The organism is Pseudomonas sp. MYb541, from assembly GCF_037479595.1.
In the GTDB taxonomy this organism is placed as follows: domain Bacteria; phylum Pseudomonadota; class Gammaproteobacteria; order Pseudomonadales; family Pseudomonadaceae; genus Aquipseudomonas; species Aquipseudomonas canadensis.
In genome coordinates this window covers 1-18,790 of the sequence record NZ_JBBGYS010000030.1, presented here as the reverse complement: position 1 = coordinate 18,790, position 18,790 = coordinate 1, and the positions used below count along the sequence as shown (strand labels likewise).

General features: G+C 60.9%; 13 protein-coding genes and 2 pseudogenes. 7 read left to right on the top strand and 8 right to left on the bottom strand.

Annotated features, from left to right (window positions below; all coding sequences use genetic code 11):
- Nucleotides 1-26: 26 nt before the first annotated feature.
- Genes WH299_RS18665 through WH299_RS18655 form a run of 3 tightly spaced genes read right to left on the bottom strand, consistent with a single transcriptional unit; the run spans nt 27 to nt 3,946 of the window.
- Nucleotides 27-1,607 carry an aldehyde dehydrogenase family protein gene (locus WH299_RS18665; protein ID WP_122724460.1) on the bottom strand — a complete coding sequence of 527 codons (1,581 nt, stop codon included), beginning with the start codon at nt 1,605-1,607 and terminating at the stop codon, nt 27-29.
- A gap of 11 nt (nt 1,608-1,618) precedes the next feature.
- The gene (araD1, locus tag WH299_RS18660) at nt 1,619-2,608 is read right to left on the bottom strand and encodes an AraD1 family protein (RefSeq protein ID WP_339550980.1); all 990 of its coding nucleotides are present in this window, start codon (nt 2,606-2,608) and stop codon (nt 1,619-1,621) included.
- A gap of 15 nt (nt 2,609-2,623) precedes the next feature.
- A complete protein-coding gene (locus WH299_RS18655) occupies nt 2,624-3,946 on the bottom strand; it encodes an MFS transporter (protein ID WP_122724455.1) in 1,323 nt (440 codons plus the stop codon).
- Between the two features lie 192 nt (nt 3,947-4,138).
- On the opposite strand from WH299_RS18655, the gene WH299_RS18650 reads away from it, so the two are divergent.
- Complete coding sequence (locus WH299_RS18650; protein WP_028619706.1) at nt 4,139-5,875, top strand: IlvD/Edd family dehydratase; 1,737 nt, start codon at nt 4,139-4,141, stop codon at nt 5,873-5,875.
- A gap of 48 nt (nt 5,876-5,923) precedes the next feature.
- The gene (locus WH299_RS18645; RefSeq protein ID WP_016978830.1) at nt 5,924-6,646 is read left to right on the top strand and encodes a FadR/GntR family transcriptional regulator; all 723 of its coding nucleotides are present in this window, start codon (nt 5,924-5,926) and stop codon (nt 6,644-6,646) included.
- Between the two features lie 110 nt (nt 6,647-6,756).
- On the opposite strand, the gene WH299_RS18640 is transcribed toward WH299_RS18645, so the two are convergent.
- Both WH299_RS18640 and WH299_RS18635 read right to left on the bottom strand, forming a co-directional pair.
- Nucleotides 6,757-8,880, bottom strand: a complete 2,124-nt coding sequence (locus tag WH299_RS18640) for a TonB-dependent siderophore receptor (RefSeq protein ID WP_339550979.1) — start codon at nt 8,878-8,880, stop codon at nt 6,757-6,759.
- A gap of 201 nt (nt 8,881-9,081) precedes the next feature.
- The gene (locus WH299_RS18635; RefSeq protein WP_323624681.1) at nt 9,082-10,173 is read right to left on the bottom strand and encodes an NADH:flavin oxidoreductase/NADH oxidase; all 1,092 of its coding nucleotides are present in this window, start codon (nt 10,171-10,173) and stop codon (nt 9,082-9,084) included.
- Nucleotides 10,174-10,251: 78 nt separating this feature from the next.
- Here WH299_RS18635 and WH299_RS18630 point away from each other — a divergent pair, with 78 nt between their 5' ends.
- Nucleotides 10,252-10,563 carry an ArsR/SmtB family transcription factor gene (locus tag WH299_RS18630; RefSeq protein ID WP_122724449.1) on the top strand — a complete coding sequence of 104 codons (312 nt, stop codon included), beginning with the start codon at nt 10,252-10,254 and terminating at the stop codon, nt 10,561-10,563.
- 7 nt (nt 10,564-10,570) lie between these two features.
- Here the strand turns inward: WH299_RS18630 and WH299_RS18625 are convergent, their stop codons facing one another.
- From WH299_RS18625 to WH299_RS18615, 3 genes are read right to left on the bottom strand one after another with little or no spacing between them, the layout of a single operon-like run.
- Nucleotides 10,571-10,765, bottom strand: a complete 195-nt coding sequence (locus WH299_RS18625; protein WP_028619702.1) for a hypothetical protein — start codon at nt 10,763-10,765, stop codon at nt 10,571-10,573.
- A gap of 10 nt (nt 10,766-10,775) precedes the next feature.
- Entirely contained in the window at nt 10,776-11,816 is a 1,041-nt protein-coding gene (locus WH299_RS18620) for a GGDEF domain-containing protein (RefSeq protein ID WP_339550978.1), read from the bottom strand.
- Nucleotides 11,817-11,842: 26 nt separating this feature from the next.
- Entirely contained in the window at nt 11,843-12,706 is an 864-nt protein-coding gene (locus WH299_RS18615) for a hypothetical protein (RefSeq protein ID WP_339550977.1), read from the bottom strand.
- Nucleotides 12,707-13,076: 370 nt separating this feature from the next.
- Between WH299_RS18615 and WH299_RS18610 the strand changes: the two genes are divergently transcribed.
- The 4 genes and pseudogenes from WH299_RS18610 (at nt 13,077) to WH299_RS18600 (ending at nt 18,708) form a co-directional block, all read left to right on the top strand.
- A complete protein-coding gene (locus WH299_RS18610; protein ID WP_122724442.1) occupies nt 13,077-13,967 on the top strand; it encodes a bestrophin family protein in 891 nt (296 codons plus the stop codon).
- Between the two features lie 146 nt (nt 13,968-14,113).
- A pseudogene (locus tag WH299_RS29715) lies at nt 14,114-15,193 on the top strand (cache domain-containing protein); the annotation flags it as partial.
- A gap of 327 nt (nt 15,194-15,520) precedes the next feature.
- A pseudogene (locus tag WH299_RS29710) lies at nt 15,521-16,057 on the top strand (methyl-accepting chemotaxis protein); the annotation flags it as partial.
- A 242-nt stretch (nt 16,058-16,299) separates the two neighbouring features.
- Nucleotides 16,300-18,708: a glucose/quinate/shikimate family membrane-bound PQQ-dependent dehydrogenase gene (locus WH299_RS18600; protein WP_339550975.1), complete on the top strand. Its 2,409-nt coding sequence runs from the start codon at nt 16,300-16,302 to the stop codon at nt 18,706-18,708.
- Nucleotides 18,709-18,790 lie beyond the last annotated feature (82 nt).

Here is an 18,790-nt window from a genome sequence, read left to right as displayed (position 1 = left end):
GGATTGTTGTTGTTCTCAGGTGCGCGTTACAGCGGGTCGCGAGATGGCGTGCCATCCACCAGCCGCTGGATACGCAACGGGTTGGCGTTTTTCAACGCTTCAGGCAGCAGGCTATCAGGGTAATTCTGGAAGCACACGGGGCGCAGGAAACGGTCGATGGCCAAGGTGCCGACCGAGGTGCCACGGGCGTCCGACGTCGCGGGGTACGGCCCCCCGTGCACCATCGAATCGCAGACCTCCACGCCGGTCGGGTATCCGTTGAGCAGGATGCGGCCGACCTTCTGTTCCAGCAGCGGCGTGAGTTCGGCGAACTGTTGCAGGTCAGCCGGCTCGCCAATGATCGTGGCGGTGAGTTGACCGTGCAGCCCCTGCAAAGCCGTGCTGAGCTGGGCCTGGTCGGCGACTTCGACAAACACGGTGGTAGGACCGAAGACTTCTTCCTGCAGCACTTCATCGCCGTCGATCAACAGATTTGCATCGGCCGTGAACAACTGCGGTTGCGCTTGGTTGCCGGCCTGTTGGCGGCCCGCCAGGTGCTGGATGCCCGGATGTGCCAGAAGTTTTTCCAGGCCCTTGCCATAGCTGCCCAGGGTGCCGGCGTTGAGCATGGTCTGTGCCGGTTGGTCGCCGATCAGTTGTGCGACTTGTTGGGTGAACGCGGTGAATTCAGGCGAGGCGATGCCAATCACCAGGCCGGGGTTGGTGCAGAACTGGCCGCAGCCTTGGACTACCGAGGCAGTCAGGTCGCGTGCCACGCTTTCGGCCCGTGCAGTTAATGCCTGAGGCAGCACGATCACCGGGTTGATGCTCGACATCTCGGCAAACACCGGGATCGGCTGCGGGCGCGCTGCCGCCATGTCGCACAACGCACGGCCGCCTTTGAGCGAACCGGTAAAGCCCACCGCCTGGATCGCCGGATGCTTGACCAGCGCTTCGCCGACGCCGCCACCGAAGATCATATTGAACACACCGGCGGGCATCTCGGTAGTTTCGGCCGCCCGGATGATTGCATCGGCAACACACTCGGCCGTCGCCATGTGCCCGCTGTGGGCTTTGAACACCACCGGGCAGCCTGCCGCCAGCGCGGCGGCGGTGTCGCCGCCCGCCGTGGAGAACGCCAAGGGAAAGTTGCTCGCACCAAACACGGCCACCGGCCCCAGGCCGATGCGGTATTGACGCAAATCCGGGCGCGGCAGGGGCTGGCGATCAGGCAGCGCTTTGTCGATGCGCGCGCCGTAGAAATCACCGCGACGCAACACGTTGGCGAACAGGCGCATCTGGCCACTGGTACGCCCGCGCTCACCCTTGATACGCGCGGCGGGCAAGGCGGTTTCGCGGCAGACCAGCTCGACAAACTCATCCCCCAACGCGTCCAGTTCATCGGCTATCGCATCCAGGAACTGCGCACGACGTGCCGCACTCAACGCACGGTACTCTGGATAAGCCTGCGCGGCAGCCTTGGCGGCGGCATCGACTTCCTGTGGCGTGGCCTGGTAGAACACCTGGGGCAAGGCTTCGCCAGTGGTGGCGTCGACGCTTTGCAAGGTGATGCTGCCGTTGGCGCTGCGTTGGCCGCCGATGTAGTTGTGGCCGAGGAACGAGGTCATAGGGTTCTCCTTTATAGGGTGATGACGTTGCCGGGTTCGAAGGCCGCATCGCTGCTGCCGACACGGTTGACCAGCGGCGCGCCGAACTCGGCCTGGCTGATCTCGAACACATCGCCCGGCTGGGTGCGGATACCGTCAGCGAATGACAGGGTCGCGGTGCCGAAGAAGTGGACGTGCACATCGCCCGGCGTGAGGAACTGGCGGTACTTGAAGTGGTGGTATTCGAGGTTTTCCAAGCTGTGGCACATGTTGGCTTCGCCGCTGAGGAATTCGTTCTGCCAGATCACTTCGCCATCGCGCAGAATGCGGCTGGTGCCCGCCAAGTGTTGGGGCAACTCGCCCACACGCAACTCAGGGCCATAGCTGCAACTGCGCAACTTGGAATGGGCCAGGTACAGGTAGTTCTTGCGTTCCATGACGTGATCGGAGAACTCGTTGCCCACCGCGAAACCAACGCGATAGGGCTTGCTGTCCGGGCCGATGACGTAGAGGCCGCCGATTTCCGGTTCTTCGCCGGCATCTTCCGCGAAGGGAGGCGACGGGAAGGCAGCGCCGGGGCGCACCACAATGCTGCCGTCGCCCTTGTAGAACCACTCCGGTTGTACGCCCGCCTGGCCGGACTCTGGCTTGCCGCCCTCCACGCCCCATTTGAAGATGCGCATGGTGTCGGTCAACGCAGTGTCATCCCCGGCCTGGTGCATCTTGTCCCGCGCCGAGGCGCTGCCCAGGTGGGTCAGGCCAGTGCCGCTGATCAGCATGTGAGCCGGGTCCGGGTGGTCCAGTGGCGGCAGTATTTTCAGGTCGGCCAGCAAGGTGGCGTAGTCGTAGCTGTCGCCCAGGCCCAGGCTGTCCACCTGTTGCGCCAGGCCGACACCGGCTTCTATCGCAGCCAGGGCAAGTTCGCGCACAGTGCGGGCGCTGTTGACCTCACGCACTTTGCTGCCTTCTACCACGCCGACGCGGCGCTCACCGTTACGCAATTCAAACTGAACTAAACGCATGCCATTTCTCCTGAATCAAGTACGTGTAGCGCCACGGGCACTGGCGGCAAATTGGTCGGCAGGCAGCACGTGCTTGCGCTCCAGCTGGCGGTAGACCACACCCGTCAGCAGCAAGCCAAACACCATCACTGCGGACAAAAAGTACAAGCCCGACGCCAGGTTGCCGGTGTATTCCTTGAGTGCGCCGATCACGAACGGGCCGATATAGCCGCCGAGGTTGCCCACCGAGTTGATCAACGCGATACCTGCCGCCGCACTGGCACCGGCAAAGAACCGTCCCGGTAAAGTCCAGAACACCGCCGTGCAGGAAAACATCGCGAACGCCGCCAGGCACAGCGCGGCCATTTGCAGCACCGGCACGCTGAGCCAGGCGCTGCAGAACAGGCCGATGGCGCCCAGCACGTAGAGCACGGCGAGATGGCCGTAGCGGTCATTCAAACGGTCGGAACTGCGTGGGATGATCAGCAGGCCGATGATGCCGAAGATGTACGGCACGGCAGAGATGAAACCAGTGGTAAGGTCGCTGCCGCCGAATTGCTTGATCAGGGTCGGCAGCCACAGGCCCAGGCCGTAGATGCTCAAGGTCACCGGCAGGTAGAACAGCGCCAGTAGCAGCACGCGCTTGTCTTTCAAGGCATGCAGCGGGTTGCCGTGGCGGGTCTGGCCGTAGGCTTGCAGGTCTTTGGCGAGCTCGCCGGTCAGCCAGGTTTTCTCGTCCTCGCTCATCCAGTTGACCTGCTTGGGGCCGTCCGGCAGGTAGCGCAGCACCGGCCAGGTGAGCAGGATCGCCGGGGTGCCGATCACGATAAACAGCCACTGCCAGCCATGCAGGCCAAGAATGCCGTCCATGCCCAGCAAACCGCCGGACACCGGGCCAGTGATCATCATCGCGATAGGTTGGGACAGGATGAACAGCCCGAGGATCTTGCCGCGATGGCGCACCGGGAACCACTGGGTGATGTAGTAGAGAACGCCCGGAAAGAACCCCGCCTCCGCCGCGCCGAGCAAAAAGCGCATCACGTAGAAGCTGTGCGGCCCCTGCACGAAGGCCATGCCGATGGTGATGGTGCCCCAGGTGATCATGATCCGCGCAAACCAGCGCCGCGCGCCAAAGCGATCAAGCATCAGGTTGCTAGGGATCTCGAAGAGAAAGTAGCCAATGAAGAACAACCCTGCGCCCAAGCCGTAGGCGGCGTCGCCAATGCCGACGTCGGCGCCCATGTGCAACTTGGCGAAACCCACGGCGGAACGGTCCACATAGGCGATCAGGTACAGCAGGATCAGGAAGGGAATCAGTTTCAGCGTGATGCGCCGAATAAGCCGCAGCTCCTGGCTCATGGGGTCGATCTCCGATTGTTGTTTTTATAGAAGCTCGGGGGACGCCTCTCGCGAAAATCCGCCAGGGTCATGCCTCAGTTGAAGTCGACTATATAGTATGACTATTTGCAAAACAACTCTTCCAAAGCAGCGTTTTTGCGCTTATGTTTAAGCACGCATAGAACATATAGTCATACAATAAGAGAATCGATCATGTCTGATAAAAAGCCCGGCCTACGCTCCGCCCAGTGGTTTGGTACTGCCGACAAGAACGGCTTTATGTACCGCAGCTGGATGAAGAACCAGGGCATTGCCGACCATCAGTTCCATGGCAAACCGATCATCGGCATCTGCAACACCTGGTCGGAGCTGACGCCGTGCAACGCGCATTTCCGCCAGATTGCCGAGCACGTCAAACGCGGCGTGATCGAGGCCGGTGGTTTCCCGGTGGAATTTCCGGTGTTCTCCAATGGCGAATCGAACCTGCGCCCCACCGCCATGCTCACGCGCAACCTGGCGAGCATGGACGTGGAGGAAGCGATTCGCGGCAACCCGATTGACGGCGTGGTGCTGTTGACCGGCTGCGACAAAACCACCCCGGCCCTGCTGATGGGCGCCGCCAGTTGCGACGTGCCGGCTATCGTGGTCACCGGCGGGCCGATGCTCAACGGCAAGCACAAAGGCCAGGACATCGGCTCGGGCACCGTGGTGTGGCAGCTCAGCGAACAGGTCAAGGCCGGCACCATTACCCTGGACGATTTCCTCGCGGCCGAGGGCGGCATGTCGCGCTCGGCGGGCACCTGCAACACCATGGGCACTGCGTCGACCATGGCCTGCATGGCCGAGGCACTGGGCACTTCCCTGCCCCACAACGCAGCGATTCCGGCGGTGGATGCACGACGTTATGTGCTGGCGCATATGTCCGGCATGCGCGCGGTGGAGATGGTGCGCGAAGATTTGAAGCTGTCGAAGATCCTCACTAAAGAAGCGTTTGAAAACGCGATCCGCGTGAATGCCGCCATTGGCGGTTCGACCAACGCGGTGATCCATTTGAAGGCCATCGCCGGACGCATAGGCGTCGAACTCGACCTGGATGACTGGACCCGCATCGGCCGTGGCATGCCGACCATCGTTGATTTGCAACCGTCGGGGCGCTTCCTGATGGAAGAGTTCTACTATGCCGGCGGCCTGCCTGCCGTACTCCGCCGCCTCGGTGAAGCCAACCTGATCCCCCATCCGAACGCACTGACCGTCAACGGTAAATCCCTGGGCGAGAACACCCAGGACTCGCCGATCTACGGCCAGGACGAGGTGATCCGCACCCTCGATAACCCGATCCGCGCCGACGGCGGCATCTGCGTGCTGCGCGGCAACCTGGCACCGCTCGGTGCAGTCCTCAAGCCGTCCGCCGCCAGCCCTGAACTGATGCAGCACCGAGGCCGCGCCGTGGTGTTCGAGAACTTCGACATGTACAAGGCACGCATCAACGACCCGGAACTGGACGTCGACGCCAACTCGATCCTGGTCATGAAAAACTGCGGCCCCAAGGGTTACCCAGGCATGGCCGAAGTCGGCAACATGGGCTTGCCCGCCAAGCTGCTGGCCCAAGGCGTAACGGATATGGTGCGGATCTCCGACGCGCGCATGAGCGGCACGGCCTACGGCACGGTAGTGTTGCATGTGGCGCCGGAGGCTGCGGCCGGCGGTCCGTTGGCCACAGTGAAGGAAGGTGACTGGATCGAACTGGACTGCGCCAACGGCCGCCTGCACCTGGACATCCCCGACGCAGAGCTGGCGGCACGCATGGCCGACCTGGCACCACCCGAGAAGCTGATCGTCGGCGGCTATCGCCAGCTGTATATCGACCATGTGCTGCAGGCCGATCAGGGCTGTGATTTTGACTTCCTGGTGGGTTGCCGTGGGGCGGAAGTCCCAAGGCATTCCCACTAATTGGGATGCTATGATGCCGCGTCTTTAAGCCAGAGCCTCCCTGTCGTCATGGATCACCAGCCGCCCAAGCCGCGCAAGAGCCAGCATGCCCAGATCGTTCAGGATTTGGGCATGCACATCGTTTCCGGTCGCTTCAAGCCTGAAGAACGGTTGCCCATGGAGGCCACGCTCTGCGAAGAGTACAAGGTCAGCCGCTCGGTGTTGCGTGAGGCTACCCGCGTGCTCAGCGCCAAGGGCCTGGTGTATTCCAAGCCCCGGGTGGGCGCGGTGGTGCGGCCGCGCTTGAAATGGCACCTGCTCGACCCGGACGTGTTGTCCTGGTTGATGCAGTCCACGCCGCACAGCGAATTCTTCAACACCTTGGCCGGCGTGCGGCGCATTCTCGAACCGGAAATCGCCGCCATGGCTGCGACCACCGCCACCGACGAAGACATCGCCACCATCGAGCAAGCTTACCTGGGCATGGAAACCGCGCAGACCCACGAACAGTTGCTGCAAGCCGACCTGGACTTCCACCGCGCGATTGCCGACGCCACCCGCAACGACCTGCTGGCCTACATGTGCAACATGCTGTCGCTGCCGTTGCGCGAGTCGATCAACATCACCAACCGCCGCCCGGATATCCAGGGCCTGAGCCTGCCCCGGCACAAGGCGATCCTTACCGCGATCCAGAACCGTGATGCGCTTGGGGCGCGGCATGCGTCACTGGTGCAGCTGGATGACACGCGGGTGGCGTTGGATACGGTGATGAATGTGTTGACGCCGCTGTAATGGGCAAGCCATCAACCACGCTCTATCAGGTTTAAATCAATCCAAATGTGGGAGCGGGCTTGCCCGCTCCCACAGGGATATGCGGTGTGCCAGGCCATCGTGTTATTGATTCACAGGGTGTAAGCGATGCCCACCTGCACTGTGCGTGGCGCGCCTGGGTAGGCGTAGAAGTTGCCGAACGCGCCCTCTTCAAAGTCACGATTGAACAGGTTCTTCACATCCAGGTTGAGCCGCACTTTGTCGTTGACCTTGTAGTAGCCAAGCAGGTCGACCACGGTGTAGGCGTCCATGGTAAACGGGGTGTTGGAGGTCTGGCCGACACGCTCATCAACATATTTCGCCCCCGCGCCCAGCCCAAGCCCTTTAAGGCTGCCGTCCTGGAATTCGTAGACGTTCAGCAGACTGAAGCTGTTGCGCGGGATGTTGGCCAGGTGCGTACCGACACGGAGTGTGTTGTCCTTGGTCACTTCGGCGTCCACGTAGGCGTAACCACCGATCACGCGCCACTCTGGCGTAAGGTTGCCGGCGACGTTCAAGTCAAGACCACGGCTGCGCACCTGCCCCGCTGCGACCCTGAAGGTGGCGGTGGGGTCCGCAGGATCAGTGGTCAGCACGTTCTTTTTGTCGATCTGATAAATCGCAGCGTCGACACTCAACTGGTGATCCAGCGCTTCCCACTTGATGCCCATTTCATAAGACTTGCCTTTCTCCGGTTCAAAGCCTTCACCCGTGCGGGCGGCGCCCGTATTGGGCTTGAATGAACGCGCAGCATCGGCGTAGACGGCCAGTGAGTCGGTAAGGTCGTAGATCACACCCACCCGTGGTGTTACAGCGTTATCGCTGGCTTCCCAGTTTTTTGTGCCCGGCACGTAGCTCTCATACTGGTGCTCAAAACGCTCGAAACGAGCGCCAGCCAGGACTTTTAGACGTTCAGTCAGGGCAACCTGATCCTGAACGAAGGCGGCGTAGGTCTTGAGGTTTTCCTTGTCATGAGTAGGCGTGCTGGTGAGTGCAGGCCGTGGCTTGCCATAGACCGGGTTGAAAATATCACTGGTGTAGGCAGCGGACGAACGCTGGATAATTGACTTGTAGTCGTAATCCTCAAACTCGACGCCTGTGAGCAAGGTGTGCTCGAACCCACCCGTGGAAAAATGCCCGGTGAGGTTGAGCTGGGTGTCCTTGTCGGTCCACTCCAGCTTGCGGTAGTTGAAGTTGCGGTTGAGCGTGTGCCCGTCGGCAGCCAGGCTGTTGGCTTCAATCGCGTTGCCCTGCAACGTACCGTCGAGCCATTGAAAACCGCCGCCCAGGGTCCAGTTGTCATTGAGCAGATGCTCGAAACGCAACTGAGCCATGCTGTTGTCGTTGTGCAATTTGCCAACGTCTTTATCACCCCAGAAGGTATCGCGGGACGCCGTGCCTTTCTGCGTGGCGAAGCGCGTCAAGCCACGGTCCAACGGGTGATTGTTGCGCATGAAGTCACCTTCGAAGATCACCTTGGTGTCGTCGGTGGCCTGCCAGGTGATCACCGGGGTCACGCCGTAGCGTTCGGTTTCCACCTGATCACGGAAGGTCTCGCCGCCCTCGCCTACCACGTTCAAGCGGTAGGCCAGACGGCCTTCTTCATCCAACGGGCCGGAAGCATCCAGTGTGCCGCGTTTCATACCTTGGTCGTTCAACTGGCTGCCAAGAGTCACGGTGCGTTCGGCCAGCGGCTGCTTGGTCACCACGTTGAAAGTGCCGCCCGGATCACCCCGCCCGTAGAGCATGGTCGCCGGGCCGCGCAGCACTTCCAGGCGCTCGATGGTGTTGGCATCGGGCATGTTCGGGTAGCCGCGGTTGATCGGGAAACCGTTGCGGTAGAACTCGCCGGTAGTAAAGCCGCGCACGGTGAAGGTGGTGAGCCCTTGCCCGCCGAAGTTGTTGGCACGGCCGACGCCGCCGGCGTAGTCCAGCGCGTCCTGCAAGCGGGTGGCGCCGATATCCTCGACCACCGCCTTGGACACCACGCTGATGGACTGCGGAGTTTCATGGATCGAGGTATCGGTACGCGTCGCACTCGCCGAGCGGGTGGCGTGGTAGCCCTGCACCGGGCCCTGAGCGGTTTCGTAGTCGGCTGCGCCAGTGATGCTGGTGGTTTGCAGCTCGATCGCGGCTTTTTCAACCGTTTCGACCTCCGCCCAGCTCAATGGGGAAAACGCCTGAAGCACACACACGGAAAGCAGGGTACGACGCATGAAGGATAAACCTAGTGAAAGAGCCAGACAGGACGGCATAACTGCCAATTATTGTGGCGCGCATGATAGGTCAAATCATTACCGTTTGGCATCTATTCTCATTAACCACTTATCGAGTGACCGCGTTGTATCAACGCACAGCAAAAACAGCGCAAAAAAAAAGCCACTCTCACGAGTGGCTTTTGTCACGCCATGACCGCCTTAGCGATAACGTTCCAACCAATGCGCATAAGGTGCAGGCAAGGTCCACGACGACTTCTCGACGCCCAGCTCCTTGGCCGCGAAGTACGCCCAGTGCGGGTCAGCCAAGTGCGCACGCCCCACCGAAACCAGGTCCAGATGCCCGGCTTGCAAGGCGCCTTCCGCCAGTTGCGGCGTGCCGAAACCCCAGGCCGATGTCACCGGAATGCCGGCTTCACGACGCACGCGCTCAGCGATCGGGCCCATGAACGCCGGGCCCCATGGGATAGTGGTCTCTGGGATGGTGAAGCCGACGCTGACGCTTAGCAGGTCCAGGCCACCGGCCTTGAAACGACGGGCCAGTTCGATGGATTCGGTGAGGGTCTGCTCGTCGCGGCCGTCATACTCGATCACGCCGAAACGCGCGGTGAGCGGCAGGTTTTCCGGCCAGACTTCACGCACGGCGGCCAGGGTTTCCAGGAGGAATCGGCTGCGGTTGTCGAAGCTGCCGCCGTAGGCGTCGGTGCGCTGGTTGGAGTGCTCCGAAAAGAAGCTCTGGCCCAGGTAGCCGTGGGCGAAGTGCAGTTCGATCCACTCGAAACCGGCATCACGCGCGCGGCGCGCAGCGTCGACGAAGTCCTGGCGCACACGTGCGATGTCGTCCAGGGTCATGGCGCGCGGTACTTGCGGCAGGTTGGCACCGAAGGCGATGGCCGACGGTGCGATGGTTTCCCAACGGCGTGCATCGGACGGGGCCATATGGTCGTCACCTTCCCACGGACGGTTGGCGCTGGCCTTGCGGCCGGCGTGGCCGATCTGGATGCCCGGCACCGAACCGGCAGCCTTGATCGCCTGGACCATCGGCACAAACGCCTCGGCGTGGGCATCGCTCCAGAGCCCGGCGCAGCCTGGAGTGATACGCCCTTCCGGCGCCACGGCGGTGGCTTCGACCACTACCAGGCCAGCCCCGCCACGGGCCATGCTGGCCAAGTGCACCAGGTGCCAATCGTTGACGATGCCATCCTCGGCCATGTACTGACACATCGGCGGAATGGCGATGCGATTGCGCAGGGTGACGTCTTTGAGTGTGAACGGTTCGAACAATGCGGACATGTTGACTCCAGCCAGTGGGTGGTTGATTCGATAGTTCGATGGTAATCGAACTATGGTATTCAACGATAGCCCCCTGTTATGATTCGTTTCATGCGAGCCTTCAAACACCCCCCTCTTCAAGACCTGACTCTCGAGCGCCTGCTGTACGCCCTGAGTGATCCAGTGCGCCTGGAAATCGTGCGTTGCCTGGCAGGCGTGCCCGAAGCCACCTGCGGTGAGTTGGACGGCGGCCGGCCGAAGTCGAGCATGTCCCATCATTTTCGCGTGTTGCGCGATGCCGGGTTGGTGCAGACCCGCAGTGTGGGCACCACGCATATGAATTCATTGCGCGGCGAATTGCTTGAGGAACGCTTTCCCGGTTTACTCGGGTGCATCCTCGCCCAGCACTGAACCAGGTTCAGGCTAGCGGATCGCCTTCGCCTTGCTCGACGTGCCGGCTCGGCATACCACCCAATTTGATTGCACCAATACGCCCTTGCAGTTGGTCGACAAATCGCTGCGCCTCCAGACGCGTGTTGAACATCATGCTCAAGTCACCCAGCCGTAGCAGACAACCTTCGGGTGAGTCCACGTCTTCCAATTCGATCTTCATACGTCCTCGCTTATTCAACCGCCGCAGGCAAGCGCGGCCGCACAGGTTTGCCATCCAGATGCACGCAATCCTTGCCGTTGCGCTTGGATTCATAGAGATTGCGATCGGCGCATTTGAGTACCGCAGACAGCTCGGCACCCGCCGTAAAGCGCGTCATGCCCGCACTGCAGGTGTAGTCATGGGGCGGCGCGACACTGCAGCGAATGGCATGCAGCAGGCGTAGCGCATAATCGGTCGCCGTGTGGGGGTCATCACAGACCAGTAATACGCCGAACTCCTCGCCGCCGATCCTGCCGAAACTGTGGCTGCCTCGGGTGGATTTCAGGCACGCGGCCATCGCGCAGAGAATCCTGTCGCCAACGTCATGCCCGAACTGGTCATTCTTCAACTTGAAACTGTCGATATCCAACATCATGAAATAGCCGGTATGACCGGCTGCAATCAGTTTGGCGAAACTTTCCATAAAGGCGCGCCGGTTCAATAGGGACGTCAGGTGGTCAGTGTGTGCCAGTTCGCGGAACTCACTTTCAACCAGCAGCACGGAGCGCAAGTTCTTCAAGTAAGAGAAATTCAGGATGAAGCCAATAGACACCGAAGACAGGCAAAATATGAACAGGTAAACCTCGACGTCAGCGTAAATACCTATCTGGATATTTGGCCACATCACCCACCAGACCAACGCTGCACATATCAGGAAATCCTGGGGCGTGATAAAGAGTACTGCGCTGCTGAGCACCAGCGTCAACGCCAGCGGCAAGGCAAATACCTGCAGTTCGAAGTTGGTGTGCAACACATAGGCGAATCCAACAGCCAGCAACACCATGTAGGCCACGCCAAGCAGTCGCCACAGGTAGAAGTGGGTCACCGTGCGGTGAAGCTGGCAGACCACCAGCAGGCCCAGCGTGACCATCAGTTTGTCCAGCCCAAACTTCATCAACGGATCCATCAGCAACACGCCCAACCAGGCGATAATCCCGATGATTTCAGCCTGCAAGATCGCCGGTGATAATAGCCTTTGCATCCGTGGCCGAAGCTTCAAATTCGCCGGCATTCGTTCATTCCCTGTACATGAGTTGCCTAATGACTGTCGGTATGACCCGATTGGAGACTGTGCAGGCTGATCGCAAATGAATAGGCCATGAAGCGTCTGACCAACACGACAAACGGCGGCAGCACTTCCAGCTGTGTCTTGGAATGAATTTTGAAATATCCCCTGTCGACCCCCTCCCGAACCAAGCGAATAACATGCGTCTTGGAGACCGATAATTTTTCGGCAAGTGAAAGATAGGAAGAAGACCGGAAACTCGCGCCGGTGTTATCCAACGCACACGCGTCGTTATAGATAGCCAACATCAACAAGTGACCGGCATCTCGATTGACCAACCAATAACAATCCGGCAACAACTGATCCAGGGTCGAGTTACCCTCAAGGATCTTCGTAAAACCTTTGAAATAAACAGCCAGAAAAGCACGATCATCCACCCCATCCAAATGCCGAATCATCGTATTTTCCGGATAGAGCGTGCCCAGCGGCTCCACGACGGAAGTGAGCATCGCCCGCACTTCCTGGCACGCCTGGGACGACGGGCTGAAAACGCGGAAACGGCTATCCTCCGGGTGTCCCGCCACTTTCATGAACCCCAAGGCCCTGAACAGCAGGAAAATCGACTCCAGGCCGTTCCTCGAGCAAAACCCGCGCGCCACACACAGTGCTTTCACTTCGGAAAGTAACGGCACCGGCCTGGAAAAATAGGCACTTAATAGTGCAAAAGACACCATCAAACGATTGAACTTCAACGCCGTCTTGTAGAAAAACGGTCTTTTCGAATAGGGCTTCAGCAGCAGTGTGTAATGCGTGCGAATGCACGCCTCAAATTCCACATGGCATTCGGCTACGCGTGCCGAATGCTCCAGCGCCAACTTCAACGAACGACCACACATGAGAAAGAGCCCTGATCAAACAACCTGAATTCATTGATATCAATTGCACTCTTTATGCAACCAGGTCTCACAACAACTCACGTCAGAATAAAAGCCACTAATGGCGTTTTGCCTCGAAGCGCAATCTATCGTGATTAGAGTACGGGACCCCATCGCTACCAAAATTGTTCCAATGGCCCGTAGCAACTGGGTGACCAGCAAAACTCTTGTGACATTTACTTACATATCGCCAGCGCACTCGAAAGCCAGGCGGTGCAAGCCAAATCCAGCCAAGTTGACTTAAACGTTTCAGTCTGCGGGGCGAACCTTACCCACCAAACGGCGTCCGAGCTAAGGCACTGTTGCTTACCGCTCGCCTCGAGGTCTTCGTTTGAAAGCTGCCATCCTCAAAAAGTACCGCCTGATTATCAAGACCATGGGCTACGTGGGCTGGGCGCTGTTCTGGCTGTTGCTGTGGGACGTCGCCGTTACCGTGGACTTCATGCTGTTTCTCACCGCCAAGATCAATTTACCGCTGATGCCCCTGACCCTGCTGGGTTCGGCGCTGGTGGTGCTGATCAGTTTCCGTAACAGCAGCGCCTACAATCGGTGGTGGGAAGCACGCACGCTGTGGGGTGCGATGGTCAATAACTCGCGCAGTTTTGCCCGTCAGGTATTGACGCTGCTGGACGACCCTGATGGCGAAGTCAACCCGGTCAAGGCCACCCTGTTGCGCCGCCATGTGGCGTACGTGAACTGCTTGGCCGCCCACCTCAAGGGCGAGCCATGCCCTGAAGAAGTCCGCGCCTTCATTCCCAGCGAAGAGTTCGCGCGCAATGGCGCGACCAACAACTTCGCCAACGACATCCTCACCGGCTCTGCCGCGCTGTTGGCCAAGGAATACAAGGCCGGCCACCTCGACAGCATCCGCCTGGCGCGGCTGGAGTCGACCCTGGTCGACTTGTCCAACGCCCAGGGCGGCATGGAGAGGATCGCCAACACTCCACTGCCCTACCCCTACGTGTATTTCCCGCGCCTGTTTATCTCGCTGTTTTGCCTGATCGTGCCGGTGGGCCTGGTGGAGTCCCTGGGCTGGTTCACCCCGCTGGCCTCGACGGTGGTGGGTTTCATGCTACTGGCCATCGAGCGCATTGGCACCGATTTGCAAAGCCCGTTCAACTCCAGCGAACACCAGATCCAGATGGAAACCATCTGCGAAACCATCGAAAAAAACCTGCAGTCGATGCAGCGTGATGCGCTGGGTGGCGAGCGTATCGGTTAAACCCTCCTTTGGCCCTCAAGTGCGTGCTCCCGCAGTCGATACACAGGGAGTACGCATGGGCCACACCCACCTCAAAACAACACATGCGACGCTCGACGCCACTGTTTTCTCCTTGCCAAAAATTATAAATACCCGCGGGTGAAGTCATGAATATCAAGCAAAAGCTGACCTGGGCGTTTGCCGCCATCGCGTGCGTCCCGGTTATTTTGGTCGCAGTACTGGTTGTGCTGAATCTGCGCGAGGGGGCCCAGGCCAATTTCCTCGACAGCAGCGGCCGTGAGATCCGCCAGATCGACAATGGCATGAAGCAGTTCTTCGAGGGCATCAGCCAGAACGTCGACTATGTGGCCAAGGACCCGCGCGTTGTCGCGGCCAAAGACCTCAAGAGCTACGCCGGCGCCGACGCAGCCCAAATCCCCCTCACTCCCACCAATAAAGAACTGCTGGAAATTTTCGACCAGTTCGCCAAGAGCCATCCGAGCACCGCCTACCTGTCCCTGGGCTTGAAAGACGGCGGCTACGCCAGTTGGCCCGACGACACCAAACTCAACAATTACGACCCACGCGTACGGCCCTGGTACCAGGCAGCCATCGCCGCGCCGGGCAAGACCGTGCGCACCGGTGCCTATTATTGGGCGCCGGACGACGTGACACTGATCGGCACCGTGCACACCGTCGCGGATGCCACCGGCAATATCCTCGGTGTGGTCGGCCTGGACGTGTCGCTCAAGCAGCTCACCGAACTGGTGCGCAACATCAAGCTCGGTGACAGCGGCTACCTGATGCTAGTGGAAGCCAACGGCAACGTGCTGGTGGACCCCAGCGATGCCAAGCACAACTTCAAACCCCTGGCCGACCTCGGCCCGAACTACGCCGAACTGGCCAAGCGCGGCGACGGCGTGACCCAGATCGAGATCGATGGCGTGGCCTACATGGCCAATATGGTCAGCTCCAAAGACCTGGGCTGGCGTTTTATCGGCCTGATCAAGCGTGACGAAGTCATGGCCGGCGCCACCCGCCTGACCTGGTTGATCGCGGCCATTGCCGCCGTATTGGCGTTGGTGTTCGCGGTGGTCGGCGCCAGCTTTGCCAGCGTCATCGTACGGCCGATTCGCGGCGTGGCCGACGGCCTGCAAGAGATCGCCGAAGGTGAAGGCGACCTGACCCGTCAGCTCAAGGTACAAGGCAAGGACGAAACCGCCAGCCTGGCCGGCTGGTTCAACCAGTTCCTGAGCATGATCGCCCAGTTGGTGCAGCGTATCGGCAACGCCTCGTCGGACCTGCAGACCGCCGCCGCCGACACCAGCCAAGTCGCCAACAACATGAACCAGGCCGCCGGCCGACAACGCGAAGCCGTGGAGCTGGTAAGCACCGCGTTCAACGAAATGGTGGCCACCGCCAACGAAGTCGCCCGTTCTTGCAGCGCCGCCGCCACCAGTGCCGACGAAGGCTACCGCGACGTGCACGACGGCCAGCACCATATCAGTGAAGCCACCGGCAGCGTGCTCAAGCTCAGCGAAGACCTGCAGAAGTCGACCCAGACCATGCAGTTGCTGGAGCAGGACAGCAAAAACATCAACACCATCCTCGACACCATCCGTTCGATTGCCGAACAGACCAACCTGCTGGCGCTGAACGCGGCGATCGAGGCGGCGCGCGCTGGGGACCAAGGCCGAGGTTTCGCCGTGGTCGCCGACGAAGTCCGCGCCCTCGCCCGCCGTACCGCAGACTCCACCGGCGAGATCGACAGCCTGCTCGGCAACCTCGCTCGTCGCACCCAGGAAGTGACGCAGCAGATGCAAGGCAGTCTCCTGGTGTCCCACACCAGCGTGGAACGTATCCAGCAGGCCCGCGACAGCTTCGACAAGATCCGCGGCTCGGTGGACTCGATCCGCGACCAGAACACCCAGATCGCCACCGCCGCCGAGGAACAGCACCAAGTGGCCGAGGAGATCAACCGCCACATCGCGCAAATCCATGCCGACGCGCAACTGGTCGAAGGCTTTGCCCACTCGGCGCAGACCGGGTCAGGTCGGTTGACGGATATTTCGGGTCAGCTCAAGGGGTTGGTGGGCCGGTTCAAGTTCTAACAAACCCGCTAGTGCGCAGAGCAACAATTTATGGCGAGCGGGCTTGCTGTGGTGAGCGGGGCAAGCCCGCTCACTACAAGTCGCGTGCGCCTTTAAGTATCACATCAGACCCTAGGCGACATTTAGCCACACGCCATCATCGCAGCACCTGTAATAGTCTATTGCAGGACTCTAATGTACTAACCAGTTACTTATCTTGCTAAAATCGCGTCTTTGCCCTCTCACATTCGAGTCCTTTCGACATGAAACGAGCAACGCGCGCCGCTGGCGCCTCTAGATTCTTACTGCTGGGCCTGGGCGTGATCATCGCCCTGCTCGGCCTCGCGCTGGCCATTGGCGGCGTCAAACTGGTCAGTCTGGGAGGTTCCTGGTACTTCCTGATCGGCGGCGCAATCATGGCGATCGCCGGGCTGTTGATCGCCGGCCGCAAGCCGGCCGGTGCGTGGTTGTTCGCAGCCTTCCTGATCGGCACGGCCATTTGGGCCGTGGCGGATGTGGGCCTGGCATTCTGGCCATTGTTCTCCCGCGTATTCATGTTTGCGGCCATTGGCATGGTGGTGGCGCTGGTGTACCCGCTGCTCGTCAACCGGCCTGCACGCGGCGCCTATGCGGTGGCTGGCGTACTGGCGGTGGGCGTAGCAGTCGCGGCAGGCAATATGTTCGTCGCCCACCCAAGCGTGGCGCCGACCGGCGCCGGCCCTGGCATCACCCCGGTGGCTGCAGCCGACGCACAGAAAGACTGGGCGCACTACGGCAACACCGAAGGCGGCAGCCGTTTCGCCGCGTTGGACCAGATCAACCGTGACACGGTCAATAAGCTCAAAGTGGCCTGGACCTATCACACCGGCGACGTGGCCATCAGCGACGGCAACGGTGCCGAAGACCAGCTGACGCCCCTGCAGATCGGTAACAAGGTGTTCATCTGCACACCACACAACAACCTGATCGCCCTTGACGCCGACACCGGCAAAGAGCTGTGGAAGAATGAAGTCAACGCCAAATCGGCGGTGTGGCAGCGCTGCCGTGGCATGGCGTATTTCGACGCCACCGCGCCGATTGCCCAGCCGACCCAGCCCAACAGCTCGCCGATCATTGCCGCCAGCGTTCCCGCCGGCGCGCAGTGCCAGCGTCGCTTGCTGACCAATACCATCGATGCACGCCTGATCGCCGTGGACGCCGACACCGGCAAGTTCTGCGAGGACTTCGGCACCCACGGCCAAGTGGATTTGAAAGCCGGCCTGGGTAACGTGCCGGACAGCTACTACCAACTGTCCTCGGCACCGCTGATCGCCGGCACCACCGTAGTGGTGGGCGGCCGCGTGGCCGACAACGTGCAAACCGACATGCCCGGCGGCGTGATCCGTGGCTTCGACGTGATCACCGGCCAGATGCGCTGGGCGTTCGACCCGGGCAACCCGGAAGACAAAAAAGCCCCGGCCGACGGCAGCACCTATGTGCGCAGCACCCCGAACAGCTGGGCGCCGATGTCCTACGACCCGCTGATGAACACGGTTTTCCTGCCGATGGGCAGCTCGTCCACCGATATCTATGGCGTGGAACGCACCCAGCTCAACCACAAATACGGCGCTTCGGTGCTGGCGCTGGACGCCTCCACTGGCGCAGAGAAGTGGGTATACCAGACCGTCCACAATGACCTCTGGGACTTCGACCTGCCGATGCAGCCAAGCCTGATCGACTTCACGCCACCGGGCAGCGACAAAGCCGTGCCTGCGGTAGTGATCGGCACCAAGGCCGGGCAGATCTACGTGCTCGACCGCGCTACCGGCAAACCGCTGACTGACGTGCAGGAAGTCCCAGTCAAGGCCGCCAACATCCCTAACGAACCCTACTCGCCGACCCAGCCAAAATCAGTCGGCATGCCGCAGATCGGCGCGCAAACCCTGACTGAATCGGACATGTGGGGCGCCACGCCGTTTGACCAATTGCTGTGCCGCATCGACTTCAAGGGCATGCGCTACGACGGCCTGTACACCGCGCCGGGCACCGATAAATCCCTGAGTTTCCCAGGCTCCCTGGGTGGCATGAACTGGGGCAGCATTTCCACCGACCCAGTACACGGTTTTATCTTCGTCAATGACATGCGCCTGGGCCTGTGGATCCAGATGGTGCCGTCGCAGAACAAGGCCCAGGCCGCGTCCGGTGGCGAAGCGCTGAACACCGGCATGGGCGCCGTGCCGCTCAAGGGCACGCCGTATGCCGTGAACAAGAACCGCTTCCTGTCGGTGGCCGGCATTCCGTGCCAGGCGCCGCCGTTCGGCACCCTGACCGCGATCGACATGAAGACGCAAAAGGTCGCCTGGCAAGTGCCGGTCGGCACTGTTGAGGACACCGGTCCGCTGGGAATCCGCATGCACCTGCCGATCAAGATCGGTCTGCCGACCCTCGGCGGCACCTTGTCGACCCAGGGCGGCCTGATCTTCATCGCCGGCACCCAGGACTTCTACCTGCGCGCCTTCAACAGCGGCAACGGTGATGAAGTCTGGAAAGCCCGCCTGCCCGTGGGCAGCCAAGGTGGCCCGATGACTTACGTGTCGCCGAAAACCGGCAAGCAATACATCGTCATCACCGCCGGCGGCGCACGCCAGTCCACCGACCGTGGCGACTACGTGATCGCCTACGCCCTGCCATAACCCCCTGTTCGGGGGGGGGGGGGGGGGGGGCCCCCCCCCCCCGGGGGGGGGGGGGGGCCGGCCCCCCCCCCCCCCCCCAAAA

Coding starts and splice junctions, on each gene's coding strand:
- WH299_RS18635 (WP_323624681.1), bottom strand. CDS start 10,173: ATGTCCGCATTGTTCGAACCGTTCACACTCAAAGACGTCACCCTGCGC.
- WH299_RS18665 (WP_122724460.1), bottom strand. CDS start 1,607: ATGACCTCGTTCCTCGGCCACAACTACATCGGCGGCCAACGCAGCGCC.
- WH299_RS18600 (WP_339550975.1), top strand. CDS start 16,300: ATGAAACGAGCAACGCGCGCCGCTGGCGCCTCTAGATTCTTACTGCTG.
- WH299_RS18650 (WP_028619706.1), top strand. CDS start 4,139: ATGTCTGATAAAAAGCCCGGCCTACGCTCCGCCCAGTGGTTTGGTACT.
- WH299_RS18630 (WP_122724449.1), top strand. CDS start 10,252: ATGATTCGTTTCATGCGAGCCTTCAAACACCCCCCTCTTCAAGACCTG.
- WH299_RS18645 (WP_016978830.1), top strand. CDS start 5,924: ATGGATCACCAGCCGCCCAAGCCGCGCAAGAGCCAGCATGCCCAGATC.
- araD1 (WP_339550980.1), bottom strand. CDS start 2,608: ATGCGTTTAGTTCAGTTTGAATTGCGTAACGGTGAGCGCCGCGTCGGC.
- WH299_RS18615 (WP_339550977.1), bottom strand. CDS start 12,706: ATGTGTGGTCGTTCGTTGAAGTTGGCGCTGGAGCATTCGGCACGCGTA.
- WH299_RS18655 (WP_122724455.1), bottom strand. CDS start 3,946: ATGAGCCAGGAGCTGCGGCTTATTCGGCGCATCACGCTGAAACTGATT.
- WH299_RS18625 (WP_028619702.1), bottom strand. CDS start 10,765: ATGAAGATCGAATTGGAAGACGTGGACTCACCCGAAGGTTGTCTGCTA.
- WH299_RS18620 (WP_339550978.1), bottom strand. CDS start 11,816: ATGCCGGCGAATTTGAAGCTTCGGCCACGGATGCAAAGGCTATTATCA.
- WH299_RS18640 (WP_339550979.1), bottom strand. CDS start 8,880: ATGCGTCGTACCCTGCTTTCCGTGTGTGTGCTTCAGGCGTTTTCCCCA.